12 protein-coding genes, 1 tRNA gene and 3 pseudogenes are annotated in these 18,955 nt (G+C 58.2%); 5 read left to right on the top strand and 11 right to left on the bottom strand.

Features of this window, described 5'->3' with window-relative positions; translation table 11 throughout:
- The first annotated feature begins 48 nt into the window (after positions 1-48).
- Positions 49-1,473 carry a DHA2 family efflux MFS transporter permease subunit gene (locus tag FHX14_RS22425; RefSeq protein ID WP_184378770.1) on the top strand — a complete coding sequence of 475 codons (1,425 nt, stop codon included), beginning with the start codon at positions 49-51 and terminating at the stop codon, positions 1,471-1,473.
- A 206-nt stretch (positions 1,474-1,679) separates the two neighbouring features.
- Here the strand turns inward: FHX14_RS22425 and FHX14_RS22420 are convergent.
- The 5 genes and pseudogenes from FHX14_RS22420 to FHX14_RS22400 all read right to left on the bottom strand — a co-directional run bounded on the left by FHX14_RS22420 (position 1,680) and on the right by FHX14_RS22400 (position 7,416).
- A pseudogene (locus FHX14_RS22420) lies at positions 1,680-2,803 on the bottom strand (IS5 family transposase).
- 163 nt (positions 2,804-2,966) lie between these two features.
- Positions 2,967-3,350, bottom strand: coding sequence for a VOC family protein (locus FHX14_RS22415; RefSeq protein WP_184378768.1), 384 nt, complete (start codon positions 3,348-3,350; stop codon positions 2,967-2,969).
- 128 nt (positions 3,351-3,478) lie between these two features.
- On the bottom strand, positions 3,479-4,753 hold the full coding sequence (locus FHX14_RS22410) for an O-antigen ligase family protein (RefSeq protein WP_184378766.1): 1,275 nt from the start codon (positions 4,751-4,753) through the stop codon (positions 3,479-3,481).
- A 374-nt stretch (positions 4,754-5,127) separates the two neighbouring features.
- On the bottom strand, positions 5,128-5,844 hold the full coding sequence (locus FHX14_RS22405; protein WP_184378764.1) for an RlmE family RNA methyltransferase: 717 nt from the start codon (positions 5,842-5,844) through the stop codon (positions 5,128-5,130).
- A gap of 9 nt (positions 5,845-5,853) precedes the next feature.
- Positions 5,854-7,416, bottom strand: coding sequence for an exopolyphosphatase (locus FHX14_RS22400; RefSeq protein ID WP_184378762.1), 1,563 nt, complete (start codon positions 7,414-7,416; stop codon positions 5,854-5,856).
- A gap of 244 nt (positions 7,417-7,660) precedes the next feature.
- Here FHX14_RS22400 and FHX14_RS22395 point away from each other — a divergent pair.
- Positions 7,661-7,734: transfer RNA gene (locus tag FHX14_RS22395), tRNA-Gln, on the top strand.
- Between the two features lie 246 nt (positions 7,735-7,980).
- On the opposite strand, the gene FHX14_RS22390 is transcribed toward FHX14_RS22395, so the two are convergent.
- Positions 7,981-8,739 (bottom strand): membrane-anchored protein, encoded by a 759-nt coding sequence (locus FHX14_RS22390; RefSeq protein WP_184378760.1) that lies wholly within the window; start codon positions 8,737-8,739, stop codon positions 7,981-7,983.
- Between the two features lie 119 nt (positions 8,740-8,858).
- Between FHX14_RS22390 and FHX14_RS33115 the strand changes: the two are divergent.
- Positions 8,859-9,627: pseudogene (locus FHX14_RS33115) on the top strand (transposase); the annotation flags it as partial.
- 103 nt (positions 9,628-9,730) lie between these two features.
- On the opposite strand, the pseudogene FHX14_RS22380 reads toward FHX14_RS33115, so the two are convergent.
- The 3 genes and pseudogenes from FHX14_RS22380 to gmd form a co-directional block, all read right to left on the bottom strand.
- Positions 9,731-10,141 (bottom strand): annotated as a pseudogene (locus tag FHX14_RS22380) (adenylate/guanylate cyclase domain-containing protein); the annotation flags it as partial.
- 362 nt (positions 10,142-10,503) lie between these two features.
- Positions 10,504-11,454 carry a GDP-L-fucose synthase gene (locus FHX14_RS22375; protein ID WP_348649263.1) on the bottom strand — a complete coding sequence of 317 codons (951 nt, stop codon included), beginning with the start codon at positions 11,452-11,454 and terminating at the stop codon, positions 10,504-10,506.
- Complete coding sequence (gene gmd, locus FHX14_RS22370) at positions 11,455-12,516, bottom strand: GDP-mannose 4,6-dehydratase (protein ID WP_184378756.1); 1,062 nt, start codon at positions 12,514-12,516, stop codon at positions 11,455-11,457.
- Positions 12,517-13,554: 1,038 nt separating this feature from the next.
- Between gmd and FHX14_RS22365 the strand changes: the two genes are divergently transcribed.
- Both FHX14_RS22365 and FHX14_RS22360 read left to right on the top strand, forming a co-directional pair.
- A complete protein-coding gene (locus FHX14_RS22365; protein ID WP_184378754.1) occupies positions 13,555-14,547 on the top strand; it encodes an IS481 family transposase in 993 nt (330 codons plus the stop codon).
- A gap of 676 nt (positions 14,548-15,223) precedes the next feature.
- Complete coding sequence (locus tag FHX14_RS22360; protein WP_184378752.1) at positions 15,224-17,218, top strand: nucleoside-diphosphate sugar epimerase/dehydratase; 1,995 nt, start codon at positions 15,224-15,226, stop codon at positions 17,216-17,218.
- Between the two features lie 196 nt (positions 17,219-17,414).
- Here the strand turns inward: FHX14_RS22360 and FHX14_RS22355 are convergent, their stop codons facing one another.
- On the bottom strand, positions 17,415-18,104 hold the full coding sequence (locus tag FHX14_RS22355) for a hypothetical protein (protein ID WP_184378750.1): 690 nt from the start codon (positions 18,102-18,104) through the stop codon (positions 17,415-17,417).
- Between the two features lie 61 nt (positions 18,105-18,165).
- Positions 18,166-18,942: a glycosyltransferase family 2 protein gene (locus FHX14_RS22350; RefSeq protein ID WP_210301114.1), complete on the bottom strand. Its 777-nt coding sequence runs from the start codon at positions 18,940-18,942 to the stop codon at positions 18,166-18,168.
- Positions 18,943-18,955 lie beyond the last annotated feature (13 nt).

Raw genomic sequence — 18,955 nt, 5'->3', positions numbered from 1 at the left:
CAGCACGGGCCTTCCGGCTTCCATCCGCGCCCATCAAGGCTCCCGCCTATGAACCGCATCGTCCCGCTGATCCTCGCCGTCGCTCTTTTCATGGAACAGATGGACTCCACCGTGATCTCGACGGCGCTGCCGGCAATTGCGGCGGATCTCAATGTCGGGCCGATCACGCTGAAGCTGGCGCTGACCTCCTATATGGTGGCGCTGGCGGTGTTTATCCCGGTCAGCGGCTGGATGGCCGATAGATTCGGCGCCAAGAAAATCTTCCGGCTTGCCATCTCGGTCTTCGTCATCGGCTCGATTTTCTGCGCCGTCTCGTCCAATCTCGTCGAATTCGTGTTTGCCCGCTTCCTGCAGGGCATGGGCGGCGCGATGATGACGCCGGTCGGCCGTCTGGTGCTGGTGCGCACGACGAAGCGTAGCGATCTGGTCTCGGCCATGGCGCTGCTCACCATCCCGGCGCTGGTCGGCCCGCTCACCGGCCCGCCGCTCGGCGGCTTCATCACCACCTATTTCAGCTGGCACTGGATCTTCCTGATCAACGTGCCGGTCGGCATCATCGGCATCTGGCTGGCGACGATCTTCCTGCCGAAGGTCGAGGCGACGGCGCCGCCGAAGCTTGATTTCACCGGCTTCGTGCTCACCTCGCTTTCGGCCGCGGGCGTGGTCTTCGGCCTGTCGGTGGTCAGCCTGCCAGCCCTGCCGCCGATCATCGGCGTCACCGCCACCGCGATCGGCCTCATCTGCGGCTTCCTCTATATCAGCCATGCCAGGCGCCACCCGGCGCCGATTCTCAACCTCGGCCTGTTCAAGAACCCGACCTTCCGGGCCTCGACCCTCGGCGGCACGCTCTTTCGCATCTGCGTCGGCGCCATGCCCTTCCTGACGCCGCTGATGCTGCAGCTCGGTTTCGGGCTGACACCGTTTCAATCCGGCCTGATCACCTTTGCCGGCGCCATCGGGGCGATCACCACCAAGTTCATGGCAAAGCGGGTCTTTGCCGCTGCCGGCTTCCGCACGACGCTGCTTTGCGCCGCCATGGTGACGACCCTCGTGACCATCGTCACCGGCCTGTTCACGCCGACAACGCCGCATCTGGTCATCATCGGCGTACTATTGCTCGGCGGCTTCTCCCGCTCCTTCATGTTCACCGGCGTCAATGCGCTTGCCTTCGCCGATATCGACGATGCCGAGGCGAGCCAAGCGACATCGATGAGCTCGGTGATGCAGCAGGTCAGCCTGGCGCTCGGTGTCGCGGTCGCCGCCGCAATCCTGGAAAGCTCGATCTATATCCGGGGCGAAGCGCTGCAAGTCGCCGATTTCCACCTTGCCTTCTATATCATCGCCGGACTGACCGTCATCGCCACCATTCCCTTCCTCAGAATGGACCGCAATGCCGGCGCACTCGTTTCCGGCCATCGCGCGAAGGCAGTGACGGTATCGACTGTTGAAGCCGAGCAGACGATGATGAAATAGGCTCAAGGGGGTACAGCGTTCCTTGCGCGCCTCAAAAGGACGCGCGGAGCTGTCGTTCCAAAGCGCGTCGCGATCTTTCAGATTCGTTCCTTGCGCTTTAGCAGGCCGCTGAAAATCGTTTTGCGTTACCGCGCAGCTTGGGCGTGGGTTTGATTTCAACCGGATTGCCGGTAAACCTGCGCTGATCGCGAGGATTTCACCGGTCATCATGGGCTTTTAGCTCCCTCAAGACAGACTTCTCCCGTCGGTCCGATCAATTTGGGAAGGCGGATGATGTTGTAAGCGGCAAGGGCGAATGTGAAGGTCGCCTTCACCTTGTCCAATCCGCGCACCTTGAGCTGCGCCAATCCGGCCGTCGTCTTGACCCAGCCGAAGACTTCCTCGATCCGCTTCGGCAGCGCAGGCTGACCGCATAACCGGCACTTTGCGCCACCTCCGGCGGCACCACCGTCTTGCGCACCTTGCCCGTCTTGCTCACCGTCCCATTGATCGCCACATGCGGCACGATCTTGCGCGCCTTCAGTCCCTCGACGAAGGCCTCCGCGTCGTAACCCTTGTCGGCGCCCAGCGTCGCTCCTCCGCCAAGGCGCTTGCTCAGCGCCTTCGCCGCATCCCGCTCACCCGTGCCGGTCGCATGCGTCACCGCGCCGTCGACCACAAGCCCGTTGCGGTTCTCCATCAGTGCGTGCCCCAGATAGGCTAACCGGCTCTCCTGGCCATTGGCCTTGCGGTACAGACGCGCATCCGGATCCGTCGTCGAGGCATGTGTCTTGTTCCAGTGCTTCTCCTTGCGAAAGTTGCGCTCGCCGTTGCGGCCATCCTCCGGCGGCTCATCCGAGCCGTCCTTGGCCCGGAAGCTCTTTATCGAGGCAAACGCCTTCAGCATCGTCCCGTCGACCGAAAAATGCTCCGCACTCAACAGCCGCTTGACCGCAGGCTGCGAAAGCAACGTCGACAGGAAACCCTGGGCAACCTCCGTCGTCAGCAGCCGGTCCCGGTTCTTTGAAAACGACGAGGCATCCCAGACCGCATCGTCGATGCCAAGCCCGACGAACCAGCGGAACAAAAGGTCGAACTCCAGCCGTTCCATCAGTTGGCGCTCCGAGCGGATCGAATAGAGCATCTGCAGCAGCACTGCCCGCAGCATCCGTTCCGGCGCAATCGATGGCCGACCGGTCTTGGCATACAGCGCCGCAAACGACCCATCAAACGCCACAAGCGAAGTGTTCACCAGATCGCGCATCGCCCGAAGCGGATGCCCGGCCGGCACCCGGGCCTCAAGATCGACATACGAAAACAGAGACCCCGTCCGATCATCCCCGCCGCGCATCAAAATTCCCTCAACATCTTGAAAGATGGAATCATTTGTCCAGCCTAAAAGCCAGCGGGTTTTTCAGCAGCCTGCTAGCTCTTTGTTTTTACGCATGTCGTTGCCGCAAAAGCGCTTCGCGCTTTGCCTGGGAAAACCGCGGCACACTTTTGCGCGACGTGCTCTATTCCGGATTTTCGCAGACGGCAGAGAGCTTGTTGCCGTCGAGATCGCGCACATAAGCGGCATAGAAATGGGCGTGGTAGGGGCGCAGGCCCGGCGCGCCTTCATCGACGCCGCCTGCCGCAATCGCAGCAGCATGGAAAGCATCGACGGACGCCCGGGTTTCGGCCGCCAGCGCGACCATGGCGCCGTTGCCTGATGTCGCCCGGCGGCAATTGAAGGGCGTCACCACCCAGAAGCGGCAGCGCGTATCGCTATCGTGGGAATAGCCGATTTCCTCTTCCGAATAATGCTGGCGGCGATAACCGAGCAAAGGCAGCACGGCATCGTAAAACTGTCCTGCACGATAAAGGTCATTGGTTCCGAGCGTGATGTACAGAAGCATGGGATCAGCAGTTCAACTCTTAAGACCGTCATCATCAGCCCGGACTGGCCCAAGATCAAGCTTTCTCAGCGTCACCTTCGGCCTTGCGTCCCTTGAAGCCCTTGGCCAGCCGCCCATGTGCAAGACCGTCAGCTCGAAACAACGGGCGCAAAGAGTGTGCTGCCTCGATCCGTGCAGATTAGGGCGACTATATAGGCGAAGATCGGATCGAGAGCCTTCTGGTTAAACATGATGCCAAAGCTGCCGGTTATGACGTAGCTGCTGAAGAGCAGAAGAGCGAGCGCTATCGCCAGATCGCGGCCCGGCCCGGCTTCTTTTCTCCAAGCGCCGATCACAGGGGTGAGCAGCATTAATGAAAGCGCCGCGATACCGAAAACGCCGGCATCGATTCCCGCGGTCAGAAAACCGTTGTGGACATGCGAGAAGGACAGCTGCGGCCTTATGTTCTCGGGCAGCTCTGCCAAAACCGAAGTCATCCGGTTTTGCGGGCCGTAACCAGTCAACGGGTCCTTACTGATTGCCGATAGTGCACCTTTGTACAAAGCGAACCTCGCGCTGAGCGAGGTGATCTCACCGTCGCTGCGTTCGAGCGACGTCAGATTTTTCTGAAGCTCCTGAATGCGATGAAATACCGGGACGCTTCCTAAGGCAACAAGGCCCACAAACAGCAAGGCGCCGGTAATGGCGAGGCTGCGCAAGCTCAGATGGAAGCCGCGATTGCGAAAAAACCAGAGGAAGATGACGACATGGACGGGAATGACTAGCCAAGCCGAGCGCGTTCCCGACAGCAGAACGCAGCCGAGACCGGCGGCATATCCCAAAATCGCAATCCTTTGCTCCACGCTTTTGGGAGATTGAAGGTTGAGGAGTGCAATGCCGCCGAAGAGAATGCCTATGATCCCGAGAAGGGCAGCGTTCGTAGTCCCGCCCTCCGCTCGGTCCATAAGAAACGCGATCTGCAGGAGACTGAGCAGAAAAGTAGCGATCATGCCGATCCCTGCGCCGAGGATGAAGAGCGGTACGAGACGGCCATCGGGAGATTGGCGCATCCGCGGCAATACCAACCAGATCGAAAAGAATGGAAGGAGCCGGAGTATCCACTGCAATTCTTCGGAGTAAGGTGGATTGATGAATATGCTCACGATCATCACCAGTGGGTAGATGGACATACCGATGGCAACCAGCCGGTCGGATCTCGACAGGTTCAAGGCAAGGCGACCTGTCGCCAGAGAGTAGGCGCCCCACAGCATCGACGCGAGGAGGATGAAGGCGTTAAAATTCGGCGAAAGTCCTGGTAGAATTGCAAAGAGAAAGACAGCGATGCCGTTGTTGCGGTCGTGTGCACTTACCGCCCCATTCCCGGGATAAAGCGCCTCTATGATGAGTTGTTTGAAATATTTCATTTAACCGGCCTGACCCTATCGGTGCTGACTCGCTAAGGATCGCGAAGTCGGCTGTCAAGCCGCGATAAGGGCGAAATCCATGGCCTTATTCAATGCGGCATTCAGGCAACAGCGTTACGAGTCGTCATAGCCCTATCTAAACGATGGTCAACGATACGACGCAAGGAGTTGATCGGCAGAAAAACACGGCTGAGGTGCAGGCTGATTTGCTCTCTGATCGGCATGGCTTGCATGCGAGACACCGTTCTTCGAGCGCGGTTAACAGCTATCCTTCCCGGAGGACACGACCGAATGCACCGCTAGGGCAGGCATATCGACTTGAGATATCCGGATCTACTTAGGATCGCCATCATCGGACAAGAGTGGCCCGAAGATCACGCTTGCTGTTTAGCTTCGGCCTTGCGCCCTTTGAACCCCTTGGCGAGTAGAAACATCTCGACCGATTCGGCGCGTGAGGCATTCGGCTTGACATGGACGACCTGGCGGAAGTTCTGCTTCAGCATGGCAAGTAGCTCACGCTCGGTGCCGCCCTGAAAGGTCTTAGTGAGGAAATGTCCGCCCTCCCCTAACACCTCGACGGCAAATTGCGCCGCGACTTCGCAGAGATGCATGGTGCGCAAATGGTCGGTGCGGTGGTGTCCGGTGGTTGGTGCCGCCATATCGGAGATGACGAGATCGGGCGTGCCGCCGACGGCTTCCAGCAGCTTTTCCGGCGCCGTGGGATCGAGGAAATCGAGCTGCAGGATCTTGACGCCGGGCAACTGGGCCATTTCAAGAAAGTCGATCGCGGCCACACGGATATCCTCATCGGTCGAGCCGGTGACCTTGGCGGCGATCTGCGACCAGCTGCCGGGTGCGGCACCCAGATCGATGATGCGCTGGGCGCCGCGCAGGATATGGTGCTTCTCGTCGATCTCCAAAAGCTTGAAGGCGGCGCGGGCGCGATAGCCCTCCAGCTGGGCGCGCTGGACATAGGGATCGTTGATGTGGCGCTGCAGCCATTGGCGGGAGGAGGCCTTCATCTTCTTGTTCTTGACGCGCTGGCCGAGCTTGCGGCCGGTGCGGTTTCCCGCGATCGGTGCCTTGGTCATGCGTTCTCCTTATCTAGCCCGCTGGCCGCGGCGGTTGCGGTTGCGTCGCCACACGCCGTCATCGGCCATCATGTCGGTGAGCAGGCCTTCCCTCAAGCCGCGATCGGCGACCCGCATGCGCGGGCTCGGCCAGCGGCGGCGGATCGCCTCGAGGATGGCGCAGCCGGCGAGCACCAGATCGGCCCGATCCGGCCCGATGCAGGGATTGGCGGCACGGCTTTCGAAATTCCAGGAGAGCAGTTTTGCCTGCATGGCGGAGACCTCGTCGTCGGACAGCCAGATGCCGTCGACCTTGCGCCGGTCATAGCGCGGCAGGTCGAGATGGACGCCGGCAAGCGTCGTCACCGTGCCCGATGTGCCGATCAGATGGAAGTCGCCGGTCTGCGCGACCTCGATCTCCGGGCAATCGAAGCCTTCGAGCATGCCGCCAACTTCGCGCACCATGCCTTCGAAAGCTTCTGGCGTGACGTCGCGCCCGCCATGACGCTCCGACAGCGTCACGACGCCGACCGGCAGCGAGGTCCAGTGGGTGATGTGATTGGCAAGGCGACTGAAACGATTGTCGCCGATGCGGATGACCGCGATCTCCGACGAGCCGCCGCCGATATCGAAGAGGACGACGGAACGGGTCTCACGCCCGACCAGCGAGGAGCAGCCGGAGACGGCGAGCCGCGCTTCGGTCTCGCGATCGATGATCTCGAGCGCGAGACCGGTCTCGGCAACGACACGGCTGAGGAACTCCTCACCATTGACCGCCTGGCGGCAGGCTTCGGTGGCGATCAGCCGCATGCGGCGAATCTCTCGGTTTCTGAGCTTGGAGGCGCAGATCCTCAGCGCTTCGATCGCCCTTTCCATCGCCTCGTCGGACAGACGGCCGCTGGCCGCCAGGCCTTCGCCAAGGCGCACAATGCGGGAAAAGGCGTCGACCACCCGGAATTGCCCGGGGCGGGTCGGCTGAGCGATGAGAAGACGGCAATTGTTGGTGCCGAGATCGAGAGCGGCATAGAGTTCGTCCGGCCACGCATGTTCGCCGGCCTGGCGATCGCCTTGATAGCCGGAATGGGCATGGCCATCCTGGCGCCCCCTGCGGCCGGCATTTGCGCCGTTCTGCGCCTCGCGCGGCTCGGCGCGTTGCACCGTCTCTTCGGCGCGGCTTTCCTGCTGCGGTGGGGAAGGTTTTGCCGCCGTCAGCGGCCGACCCTGAAGGCCGCGCTTGCCGCGATGTTTGCGGCGGTTACGCCGGCTTGTCGTCTGCTCGCCTTCGGACCGGGCGACATTGCCCGCCGCTCGCGCCTGCTCCGTCGCTTGAGGATGAGATGAACCGTCCTGCGCAACGCCTTGGCCGCCACGGCGGCGACGCTTTCGCTTGCGGGCCGGATTTCCGGCCGCATCTTCCATCGGGCGCGCAGACTGTCCGGTATTGCCGGAAAGTGCATGCGAAGCGGGATGAGCCGCGTTGCGGGATTGCCCACCACGCTCGCCCTTGCGGCGCCTGGACTTCTTGCCGTCCTTGCGCCCTGCCGCCGACGCCCCGTCAAATTGCGGCTTTGCGCCGCCTTCGGGGTCTTCCACGTTGTTTTTCCACCGCGCCGCGCAACTCCCTGAGGTATGCAGCAGGCGCTCGTTCGATTTTTGCGTTGCGGCAAGAATATCAGCGCCCGCCAAAATCACCAAATTCTTTTTTGGGAGAGGGATTTGGGGATCGCTTCACCGCTTCGCGACAGCATCGAATTTTTTCAAAACGGGTATTTGCAATCCGCTCGCTTTTGGTTATAAGCGCCGCACAGCAGCCAAGCCATGCTTCGGCGGCACTTGCTGGGGAATAGTTCAATGGTAGAACGACGGACTCTGACTCCGTTAATCTTGGTTCGAGTCCAGGTTCCCCAGCCAAACCTAAGCAAAACCCCTTATTTCCTTGATTTTCCAGTCGTGCCGGATATCGTTTTTGGCATCATCGGCGCCCCGATATCCTCCTCTGGACCTTCGGCGCTGGCAATGCCAAACCTTTCCTGTCGATCGATCTTTTCATCGGCTGGAACGGCATCCTGCCCTCGCCGTCTGCTTGGTCGGCAGAACTCTTTTTTTGAAACCCAGACCCTCGGCCCGCACGAACACATGTTGTGAATTGTCGGTTGCTTATTGCGCCGCCTTGGACTTCGGTTCTTTGTCACCCTGCCAGAGCGGCAGGCCGACTTCTTCCGAGACCAGCGGATCAGCTGTGTAGATGGGATAGCCTTGCCCGAGCAGCCTTATGAGGATTTCCCGGTCGAAACGGGTATGTTTGCGGGTCAGATTAGCGCTGTTGTATATGTGGCCGTTCGAATGAGGATTGATGCCGGTTATGATGACCGCACTGGCGTCGTTGTATAACGCAAACAACACTGCGACCATTCCGTTCGAGCACTTCGTTTCGGCATCGAGCTCAAGATTCACCAGACCGGCGGCTTTGTGCATCAGCGCTATGCGCTGATAGCGGCCCACGAGATGGAGATCCCGGTAGCAATAGCTGAACGAGTTCAGATTGTTTTTCACGCGCGCCTGGCGTTTCTGACCCCGCCGCCAGGTGAGAACGTAGAGAGCGCCGGTGCGGTGCCCGGTGAGAACGCGCCTTGTCTCCACGGCTGCCGTATTGCCGCCCTGGAGCTCGTTGAAGCCCATCAGGGTGATGTCGGGCGCATCGATGCCCCAGGCATGGACAGCTATTTGCGAGGCGTTCACGGAAATGATACGATATGTTTCGTCGAAGCCGACGGGCTTGTGGGAAACAGGTGCCGATCCGACTACCACGACAGGGCCGGCAAATGGTACACTGGCTTTCGGAGGCTTCGGCCTTGTCACGATATATCTGATGCGGCGGTAGATGATTTTATGCATCTGCGCAAGCAAATTTGGCATTCGAAGAATCACTCCAGCTCATGCTAGTCTGAATTATCTCAAAGTAAGAGGTGAATCGGCCCCAAGAATCTGAGAACTGCTTTTGCAACAAACATTATCAGACGGGAAGACGGGGTCCGATGCAACTACACTGTATCTCCACACAGCTCGAATTTGAAGGCTTCGACGGTCACAAAGTTGTGGCTGGTTTCGATGGCGGCGCGATCACCTGCCGGCGCGCCTTTTCCTTCGCCATGTCGACAAAGTCATTGGCCTGCTCGAGCAAATGGCGGCGTGCTTTGTTAACGCCGCGCTGCGGCTTGCACGGTCAACACTGTGCGCACGCTGGTCGGGCAGCACATCGCGGCGATCGCCTTGGAATACGAGGACGTCGACGACCATGACATGCTGCGCCATGACCCAGTCCTCCGGCTTCTCTCGCAGAGCCTGACGCCGAAGCGGCGCGACTGTTCGGTTCTGGCCGGCCTTAAACCGGCTGGAGGACGGCTCCGTGGGCAGCCGACGTTCTATCATAAGATCGGTTATAGGGCTACGCTGGAAACCTTATTTGTCGAGCTGTTCTAGAGGCCTACGCTAAGCCGCGAGTCGAGATCGTGTTCGATCTCGACGGCACCGACGATCCGCTGCAGCCACCAGGAGGGTCCGGTTCTCTCACGGGGTATTACAGATTGCCACTCCTATCTGCCGCTTTACATGTTCTGTGGCCGCCACGTGCTTATCGGCGAAGCTGCAGCGTTCCAACATCGACGCCAGCGCCGGATCGGTCGCGAAATTGATCGCATCGTTGGGCAGTTTCGCGAGAGATGGCCGAACGTGCGCCATCCTGCGCGCCGATTTCGGCTTCCCGCGCGACGACTGATGGACTGGTGCGAGACCAACAAGGTCGACACGGCAATCGAAAGCTTCAGCGGCAACACGGTCGGCGCACAACCAGCAACTCGGCGGTAACTTCTGAGTTTGCCTGCGACGACGGCGACCTGGAGCGAAGAGTAGCGATATTTTTGAGCTGGGTGTTGCCGAGATCGCTGACGGAGCGATCGAGCCTCGCCCTGACCTCACGGTAGGCGTCCTCGGACAGGCAAATGGCGCTCTGCGCTGCAATGCGCTCCAAACGCGAGGCGATGTCCATGCCCTCGCCCATCAGGTGCCGTCGCTCTCGTCGACAGACTGATGCCGATCCGGGCCTCGATGCGGCGGTCCTGCGCCACGGCAGCATTGCGCTCGACCATACCGTTCTGCACCTGTATGGCGCAGCGCACGGCATCGACCAGTACCCCGTCACCTGTGCGTTTGATAACGCGCCGTTTACAGGGCGATGGTCGGATCGATCAGGCCACCGCTCAGTGACCGCAACCTCGCACGCCGCGGCCAGAATTGCGGCCAATTTACGATTCTCCCTCATAGGGCGGTCTCCTCTTGCCCAGGATAGTGGGACGACAGAGGGCGACAGGCAACTTTTCGCTTCTGCTCAGAGCGATCTACGAATGGGCCGACGTGCGGGCCAGACAATGACAGCTCTGCAGGACTTTCGGCCTTTCAACGTAGTCGTTCCGAAAGCCTATTGAGGATCAAAATCTGCGCGTTGCTCGCCGTCACCGCCCGAGGCGTGCATTTTCCACTGCGCCGACTCAGGTGGCCGCCCTACTCGCTGCCCTCTTTCGGCATTCAAACAGAGCATGGACTATGAGCTCGGGCGACAAGGCGCCAGCACGGCCTCCTCGGCAATCGTTTCCATGGGAATCCCCAGAGCCTTTGAGCGGAGTGTCAGACCGTTGGACCCGATCTATTCTCGTACTCGAGAAACCAAGCGTAAGTGGTCTTGACGCCCTCTTCAAACGAAATACGCGGTTTCCAGCCCATGGCATGCAACTTCTGATTGCTCATCAACTTTCGCGGCGTGCCGTCGGGTTTGGAAAGATCATGAATGATCTCACCCTCGTAGCCTACAACGCGGCACACCAAACGCGTCAGCTCGATAATTTCGAGATCTGTACCCGAGCCGACATTGACGTGCTGTGAGCCCGAATATGCTTTGAGCAGAAACACCAAGGCATCCGCGCAATCGTCGACGTGAAGAAATTCCCGGCGCGGGGTTCCTGTGCCCCAGACCACCATGTGCGGGTCCTTGCGAAGTTTCGCGGCATGCGCCTTCCGGATTAGCGCGGGAAGAACATGACTGGAATTCAGATCGAAATTATCGCCCGGGCCGTATAAATTGGTCGGCATGGCCGAAATGTAATCGCGGCCGTACTGCTTACGATAGGCTTCCGCGAGCTTGATGCCGGCGATCTTGGCGATCGCGTACCATTCATTGGTCGGCTCGAGCGCACCGGTCAACAAAGCCTCTTCGGGAATAGGCTGCGGGGCGAGCTTGGGATAAATGCAGCTTGAGCCCAGGAACACCAGCCGGTCTACTCCCCCCCGGTGGGCGGCTTCAAAGATGTTCGCCTCAATGATCAGATTGTCATAAATGAATTCTGCCGGATAACTGTCATTGGCGAGGATGCCCCCAACCTTGGCAGCGGCGAGAATGATCGCGTCGGGTCGGTTTGCTTCAACGAATTTTTCGACCTCGTCTTGCCGCTTCAAATCGACCTCACAGCGCGTGGCCGTGATAATTTTGCAATCTTCGGATTGAAGCCTGCGCACGAGAGCAGTGCCGACCATACCGCGATGACCGGCAACCCAGATCTTCTTGTTGGACAAGTCGTACACTTAGATCTCTTTCCGGCTGTTTTGCGCCTTCCAGTGCTTGACATCTTCGCGCACCATTTCAGCGGCGAGCTCGCGAACCGGGGTCTTATGCCGCCAGCCCAGCTTCTGGCGTGCCTTGGTCGGATCACCCAGCAGAAGATCGACTTCCGTCGGACGGAAATACCGCGGGTCGATTTCCACAAGGCAGGCACCGGACGCAGAGTCATAACCCTTTTCGTCGACGCCGGACCCCTTCCATTCCAAAGCAATGCCCACGTCGGCAAAAGCCCACTCCACAAACTGGCGGACACTCGTCGTCTCACCCGTCGCCAAGACGTAGTCATCCGGCTTGTCCTGCTGCAGCATCCGCCACATGCCTTCGACATATTCACGCGCGTGGCCCCAATCGCGCTTGGCGTCCAGATTGCCGAGGAAAAGCTTATCCTGCCGCCCCAGATGGATGGCAGCCACCGCCATAGTGATCTTGCGCGTGACGAAGGTTTCGCCGCGAAGCGGGCTTTCGTGATTGAAAAGAATGCCGTTCGACGCATGCATGCCATAGGCCTCGCGATAATTCACGACGATCCAGTAGGCATAAAGCTTGGCCGCGGCATAGGGAGAACGCGGGTAAAAGGGCGTCTTCTCGTTCTGCGGCACTTCCTGCACAAGACCGTAGAGTTCCGAGGTCGATGCCTGGTAGAACCGGGTCTTTTCCTCGAGCCCCAGGATGCGGATCGCTTCGAGCAACCTCAACGTCCCGACGCCATCGGCATCCGCCGTATATTCAGGCGTTTCGAAGCTGACACCCACATGGCTTTGTGCGGCCAGATTGTAGATTTCATCGGGCTGCGTCTGCTGCACGATCCGCAGCAGGTTGGTCGAGTCGATCATATCGCCATAGTGGAGAATGAAGCGAGGATGTGTCTCATGCGGGTCCTGGTAAATATGCTCGATGCGGCCGGTATTAAAAGACGACGACCGCCGCTTGATACCGTGCACCGTATAGCCCTTGCTCAGAAGCAATTCGGCCAAATAGGCACCATCTTGACCAGTCACTCCCGTAATAAGCGCGGTTTTTGTCATCTTTTCACATCGTCTTTCGATACAATCTTCGGATCGTGTTTATGGAAACGGCCGAACGAGTGCAACCCCGTACACCCAAGCCCGTTAAGCGACTTGCGCATTATAGCTCTCTGCGGTTGAAGCGGAACCGGCACTAATCTGATCGAATATGCCCTCTTCGATCCAGCCATAGTAACGCCGTCCCTGTCGTGCGCGAAAACAAGGAGATCAATAACGAAAATCCTGTATGTCCCCCCACCAAGGAAGCCGCCTGCACGACTGCGCGGCGTTGTTGATGCCGAGCTCAATGACAATGAGACTTTACGGCCTTCGCCTCGTGCGACAGCCGGCGGCAACTATTTGATTTATGCGCTGCTGGCAGTGGTGCCCGGCGCACCGCTGGGTTAAGGGCCTAAGCAAGGCTGGCGCTGCCGCTCTTGCCGGGAGTGGGTCGGTTCATTAAGTTTCGATTCACGCAATGCTTGTATTGGAAAGATCGGCTGGATTGGTGGGGCGTCTAGATGACATGCAAAATAATTGCCACGTCCATTTTGGGTGTCTGTGTCTTAGCCACAGTGTTTGCCAGAGCGAGTGATCCCTATGTGGCCTCGGCCTGGCCGGAGATCCACGCCCCCAAGACCAGTCGGCTGGCGCCAATGTCTACGCCCTGATCCTTATAGTCAGCGCCGTCGTGGGCTTCCCTTGTAGCAATCACGCATCCTTCGCGTATCCCAGGCACAAAACGGCCATTGCTTCAAGTTTCCTCGCTAGTTGTTCGCCCGTCTGCGGGTCCGATGCACCCTCCGAACTTCGCGCACTTGATTCGCAGTCCTGGTAAGAGCACCAGCGGAATCCTCCCGCACTCTCACGCAAATAGGGCTGGAGCTCTATTGCATCCGATTAACCAGCGGGGAGAGGCATGGCCCTATTCCGTACGGTGCAGGGCGAATACCTCAACGCCGCCGAAAATCACTACGGAGACCGGAGTGAAGCGACCTCTAGATGCTTGATCCCAGGTTTTGACGGGGCATCCTTGTCGTCCGAATCAAAGGATGCGCCGTGGGCCAGGTTCTTCATGGGAGCGCCACGACGACAGAGGCAGTCCGTCGAGCGATACAACATAGTCAAGAGAGCCTGAGGACGCTTTCGAAGCGTTACGGGATCAATCAGAAGACCGTCGCCAAGTGGCGGAAGCGGTCCTCTGTTGCGGACCTTCCGACCGGCCCGAAAGAGCCGAGATCGACAGTGCTCTCCGTCGAGGAGGAGGCTGTTATCGTTGCCTTTCGCCGGTATACGCTGCTGCCGCTCGATGACTGCCTCTATGCGTTGCAGCCGACGATCCCGCATCTGACACGGTCGTCGCTGCACCGCTGTCTGCAGCGTCACGGCATCGGCCGCCTGCCGGATGTCGACGGCGACAGGCCGGCGAAGAAGAAGTTCAAGAGCTACCCGATCGGCTACTTCCACATCGACATTGCCGAGGTGCGCACCGAACAGGGTAAGCTGCATATGTTCGTTGCCATCGATCGCACGTCAAAGTTTGCCTTCGTCGAACTGCACGAGAAGGCCACCACCGCCATCTCGCGCGAGTTCCTCCTACGCTTGATTGCAGCCGTCCCCTACAAGATCCACACCGTGCTCACCGACAACGGGATCCAGTTCACTACGCCCGGCGCTGGAGGGTCCGCTGTGCCGCTGATCAAAGAAGCGATCGCCAATGGCGAACGTTTCTGGGCCCATGCCTTCGAATACACATGCGCCACCAATGATATCGAGCACCGCACCACCAAGGTAAAGCATCCATGGACCAACGGTCAGGTTGAGAGAATGAACCGAACCATCAAGGATGCCACAGTCAGACGCTTCTACTATGAAAGCCACGACCAACTACGCCAGCATCTTGCCGACTTCGTCGCCGCTTACAATTTCGGCCGCAGGCTCAAGACCCTCAAGGGCCTCACACCTTACGAGTTCATCTGCAAGGCATGGGCTTCACAGCCCGAACGCTTTACCCTCGATCCGCTCCAGCAAATGCCGGGACTAAACATCTAATTTGCGACCTTTTTGAAAGACAGGGCGGGCAGCGCGCGCCAGATCACAAAACCCTTGGGGCAGACTTCAAGGGCCGGCATTCGCAATGAGGAGAGCAAGAGGCGAGGGCATGCCTCCCGCCCCTGGCGTGCAATGCCTGCCAGGGACACGGTTCGCCGATTGATCGGCTGCGGCGTCACCTTGGGTTTGGACGACTGCTTTCGTGCCGATACGATCCTTTCCAAAATCCGTTTCAAAACGCCCCTGCCCGCACGTCCGTGATAGGAGAGCATGTGGCAGGAGTCCGCACTGGGACTTCCGATGTTCGTCTCAACCTCGCAAGACGGCCCTCACCGGCCGCTTACGTTCGAACTTTGGATGCGGCAAAAGGATGTTGTCGGCGAATGGGAGCCAGCAGACGACGTGGACCAAGGGGCATCACCTATAAAAAACCAGGTGGGAGAATGGCCTGCTTTGGTCCCACATCGACGAGAATATGGTGCTGCGTTAAATAGCACACAAAAACAGGTTTAGCCGTTGAATGTCATCTCAAGCTACATCCGGCAGTCCTTGAGGAGATTGAGCGTGCCAATCGAGAAGGTGCGGAAGACCTTGGTTTCCGATTATTTCAGTTGCGCTCGTTGCAGAAAGCGACAAGAAGGTGGTTGTCTGTTGATCTGCGAGACGCTGGTAAGCAATGCCTGAAAATTCTCCCTCTGAGACATCGCGCTCACGATGGTTGTTGGTGCCGATGCAAGCGCTCGTCGCCCCTTTGCTGGCGATGCCGCGGGTTGCCAAACGCGCTCTGGCATTGCTGGTGGATTCCAGCTTTTGTGTTCTGACGATCTGGCTGGCCTATTGCTTCCGGCTGAATGAATGGACGGTGCTGACCGGCGTGCAGTGGTTGCCGGTTTTCGTTTCGCTGTGCATGGCACTCCCCATCTTCATCGTCATGGGCATGTATCGGGCGATCTTCCGTTATGCCAATCTGGCCGCGTTCATCACCGTTTTAAAGGCGATTGCGATCTACGGCTTCGCCTTCATGACGATATTTACGGCTCTCAGCGTGCCTGGTGTCCCGAGAACCGTCGGCATTCTCCAGCCTTTCCTGCTGCTGATTGGGATCGGTCTGTCGCGGCTCGGTATCCGCTATTGGCTCGGAGATGCCTACCAGCGAATCCTTCACAAGAATATGCTCGCCAAGGTCCTGATCTATGGGGCTGGCAAGGCCGGGCGGCAACTGGCGGCTGCCCTGACGAACAGCGCCGAACTCAACGTCGTCGGCTATCTGGATGATGATCCGCGCCTCAAGGGTGGCGTCATGGGTGGCTTGCGGATCTATGACCCCTCGGATCTTCCGGTGCTTGCCGAAACCCTTGGCGTGCACAATGTGCTTCTTGCTTTGCCGTCTGCCTCCCGGCAGCGACGCAACGAAATCCTGGAGCATATCCGCAAAGCCAGGGTGAATGTTCGTACTTTGCCGGATCTCACGGCGCTCGCTCAGGGACGTGTCGCCGTCTCCGACATTCGTGAGCTGGAGATCGAAGATCTGCTGGGGAGAGAAGCGGTCGCGCCGCGGCAGGAATTGCTCGACAAGGCGATGCGCAACAAGGTGGTGATGGTGACGGGCGCCGGCGGCTCGATCGGCGGCGAGTTATGCCGCCAGGTTCTGCGCAATGCGCCTTCCAGCCTGATCCTCCTCGATCAGAACGAGTTTGCGCTTTATAATATCGATGCCGAATTGCGGAAGCTCGCCGAACTCTACGAGCATGAAAATCTGCAGATCGTTCCGATCCTCTGTTCCGTCCGCGATCAGGACCGCGTGGAGCATATCATCCAGAGCTGGCGGCCGCAGACGCTTTATCATGCCGCCGCCTACAAGCATGTGCCGCTTGTCGAACATAATGCCGTGGAAGGCATCAAGAACAACGTCATGGGTACGCTTGTTGCGGCGCGCGCGGCGCGTAAATACGGCGTCTCGAATTTCGTGCTGATCAGTACGGATAAGGCCGTGCGTCCGACAAATGTGATGGGCGCCAGCAAGAGGCTGGCGGAGATGGTTCTGCAGGCGCTCGCCGCAGAATCGGCAACCGACAGACTGCGAACGAATTTTTCCATGGTCCGCTTCGGAAACGTCCTCGGCTCCTCCGGATCCGTCGTGCCGCTTTTCAGGCAGCAGATCAAGGAAGGCGGCCCCGTTACGCTGACGCATCGTGAGATAACCCGCTATTTCATGACCATTTCGGAAGCCTCGCAGCTCGTTATCCAGGCCGGCGCGATGGGCGAGGGCGGCGATGTTTTCCTGCTCGATATGGGAGAACCCGTTCGCATCGCCGACCTTGCCCGCAAGATGGTGGAGCTGTCCGGGCTGAGCGTCCGCGACGACAACAGCCCCGAAGGGGATATCGAGCTTTCCGTGACCGGTCTCAGGCCCGGCGAGAAGCTCTATGAAGAACTGCTGATCGGGGATAATCCGGAAACAACCGAACATCCCCGGATCATGAAGGCGCGTGAGGATTTCCTGTCCTGGCCGGAGCTTTTGAAAAGGCTCAACTCGCTCAACGCGGCATTGGATCGGAACGATATGGCCGCTGCACGTGCGATATTGGCCGAGCTTGTTTCGGGCTATTCGTCGACGGGTGAGGTCTCGGATCTGGCATTCACCGGCGCCGAAACCAATACGGCCGCCTGAAGAGGTCAACGGCCAGCCTCAAGCTGGGGAGAATCAGCTTTGGACGACGGGCGCAAAACCGGTGCTGCCTAAGGCACCCGCGCATCTCTCAATGGCGGTTCCTGGCAACAGCAGCGGCTGTGCAAACAAAGGCAGGGCGGTATTCCCGCTTCAGTTCCCGAAAATGGGGCATCAAATTAAACTGTTTTTCTGACATTCAGATACGATTGAATATTGAGAAATAGTTGAAATTTGTTTCCGGTGACTTGGACAGGATGTTCGAACTCGTGAAGCGATACAATGTAGATATCTCGTTTGCCATTTTATCTACAGTCGGCCTTCTAATGTCCACGACAATCGTTTTTGGCGCAGGCAGCATATCGAACACATCGGTGCAAACGGCATCGAGGTATTTGGTTCCACCTATTTCCAACGCGGGTCCGTCGATAAGTACAAAATCTGCATCCACTGACGGGCGATCAACATACGATGCCGTCTTCTTTTCAATATCGATATGTTTTTCCCGCACGTATGGTGTTACGAACTCGCTCACACCAAAAGCTGTCAGCATCGACAATGTATTGCGGAGCCATTCACTGCTTTCATCAATTGTCACGAACTTCGCCTTGCTCCGAGCCGCGTAATGGGCGAAAATAACTGTCGAAGAACCGCTCCCAAGTTCGAGAATCGACATTGGCCTTTCGGCCTCAAGCAATCGGTTGAGCGAAACGAGTTTGTAAGCCTGCATTTTCGGAGCCAGTCCGCCGCCAGAGTGGAACGATGCCAGCACCTCATCGGCGAACCGGTATTCTTCTGGCGCAGCCGCCCTGTCTTCGGAAATCAACCGTTCGAATTTGGTGGAGTTGGTCAAACCAAACCTGTTTGCCACATTACGCAGAATTCCCAACGTCATATCCTCTATAGGTTCTATTGTCAGTGCTTTTCATAGAGTGCGATCAGCTCGCCATCTACCCTATTGGCCTATTGAGAAACGCAGCTACAAACTGCGGTATGCGTGACGCAATTTTTATAGGTATGAACATGACGTTAACCTGGAGTTGATTCTTCCTGCAAGCTCGATAGGCTTCCAGATTTCCCTTGAGAACTCCTGATAGTGAGTTATTAGATGTCCCCCCGGTGCGCATCTTCACCCAAACATCCTCGTAATATTGCGCTTGGATTCTGAATTTTGCCATAAGCCTCATGCATAGCTCGAAATCCGCTTGGCGTGGGAAGGCTAGATCAAAGCCTCCCGACCGATTGAGAATGTCACGGCGGACATAAAATGTCGGGTGCGCCGGCATCCAACCTTTCTCGAACAGCCCCTCGTGGTAGGGCTGGGAACGCCACATCCTTGTGATTTTCTGAGTATCGCACTTATCGACGTAGTCAAGATCAGCATAGCAAGCATCGACACTAGTGTCAGCCATTATGCCTGCAATTCTGGTAAGAACCTCATCATGTGCATAGAAATCGTCCGAGTTCAAAAATCCGACAACATCACCTTCAGCAAGCGCGATGCCCTTATTCATCGCATCATAAATTCCCCCATCCGGCTCCGAAACGACCTTGGTTCCGGCGGGGGAAAGAGTTTTGATTTTTGCGAGTGTGTCGTCTGTCGATGCCCCATCCACAATGATTTGTTCCCAATCGGTATAGACTTGGCGACGCACGGATTGCATGTTGTCAACGATGAAAGGCGAGGAGTTGAAAGTCGGTGTGATAATGGAAATCTTCAGAGCCATCTCCGCTGCGAAA

Origin of the sequence: Rhizobium sp. BK619 (genome assembly GCF_014195245.1) — a bacterium.
Lineage (GTDB): Bacteria > Pseudomonadota > Alphaproteobacteria > Rhizobiales > Rhizobiaceae > Rhizobium > Rhizobium acidisoli.
Note: the sequence above shows the minus strand (reverse complement) of the source record. Positions and strands in the feature narration are given on the sequence as shown.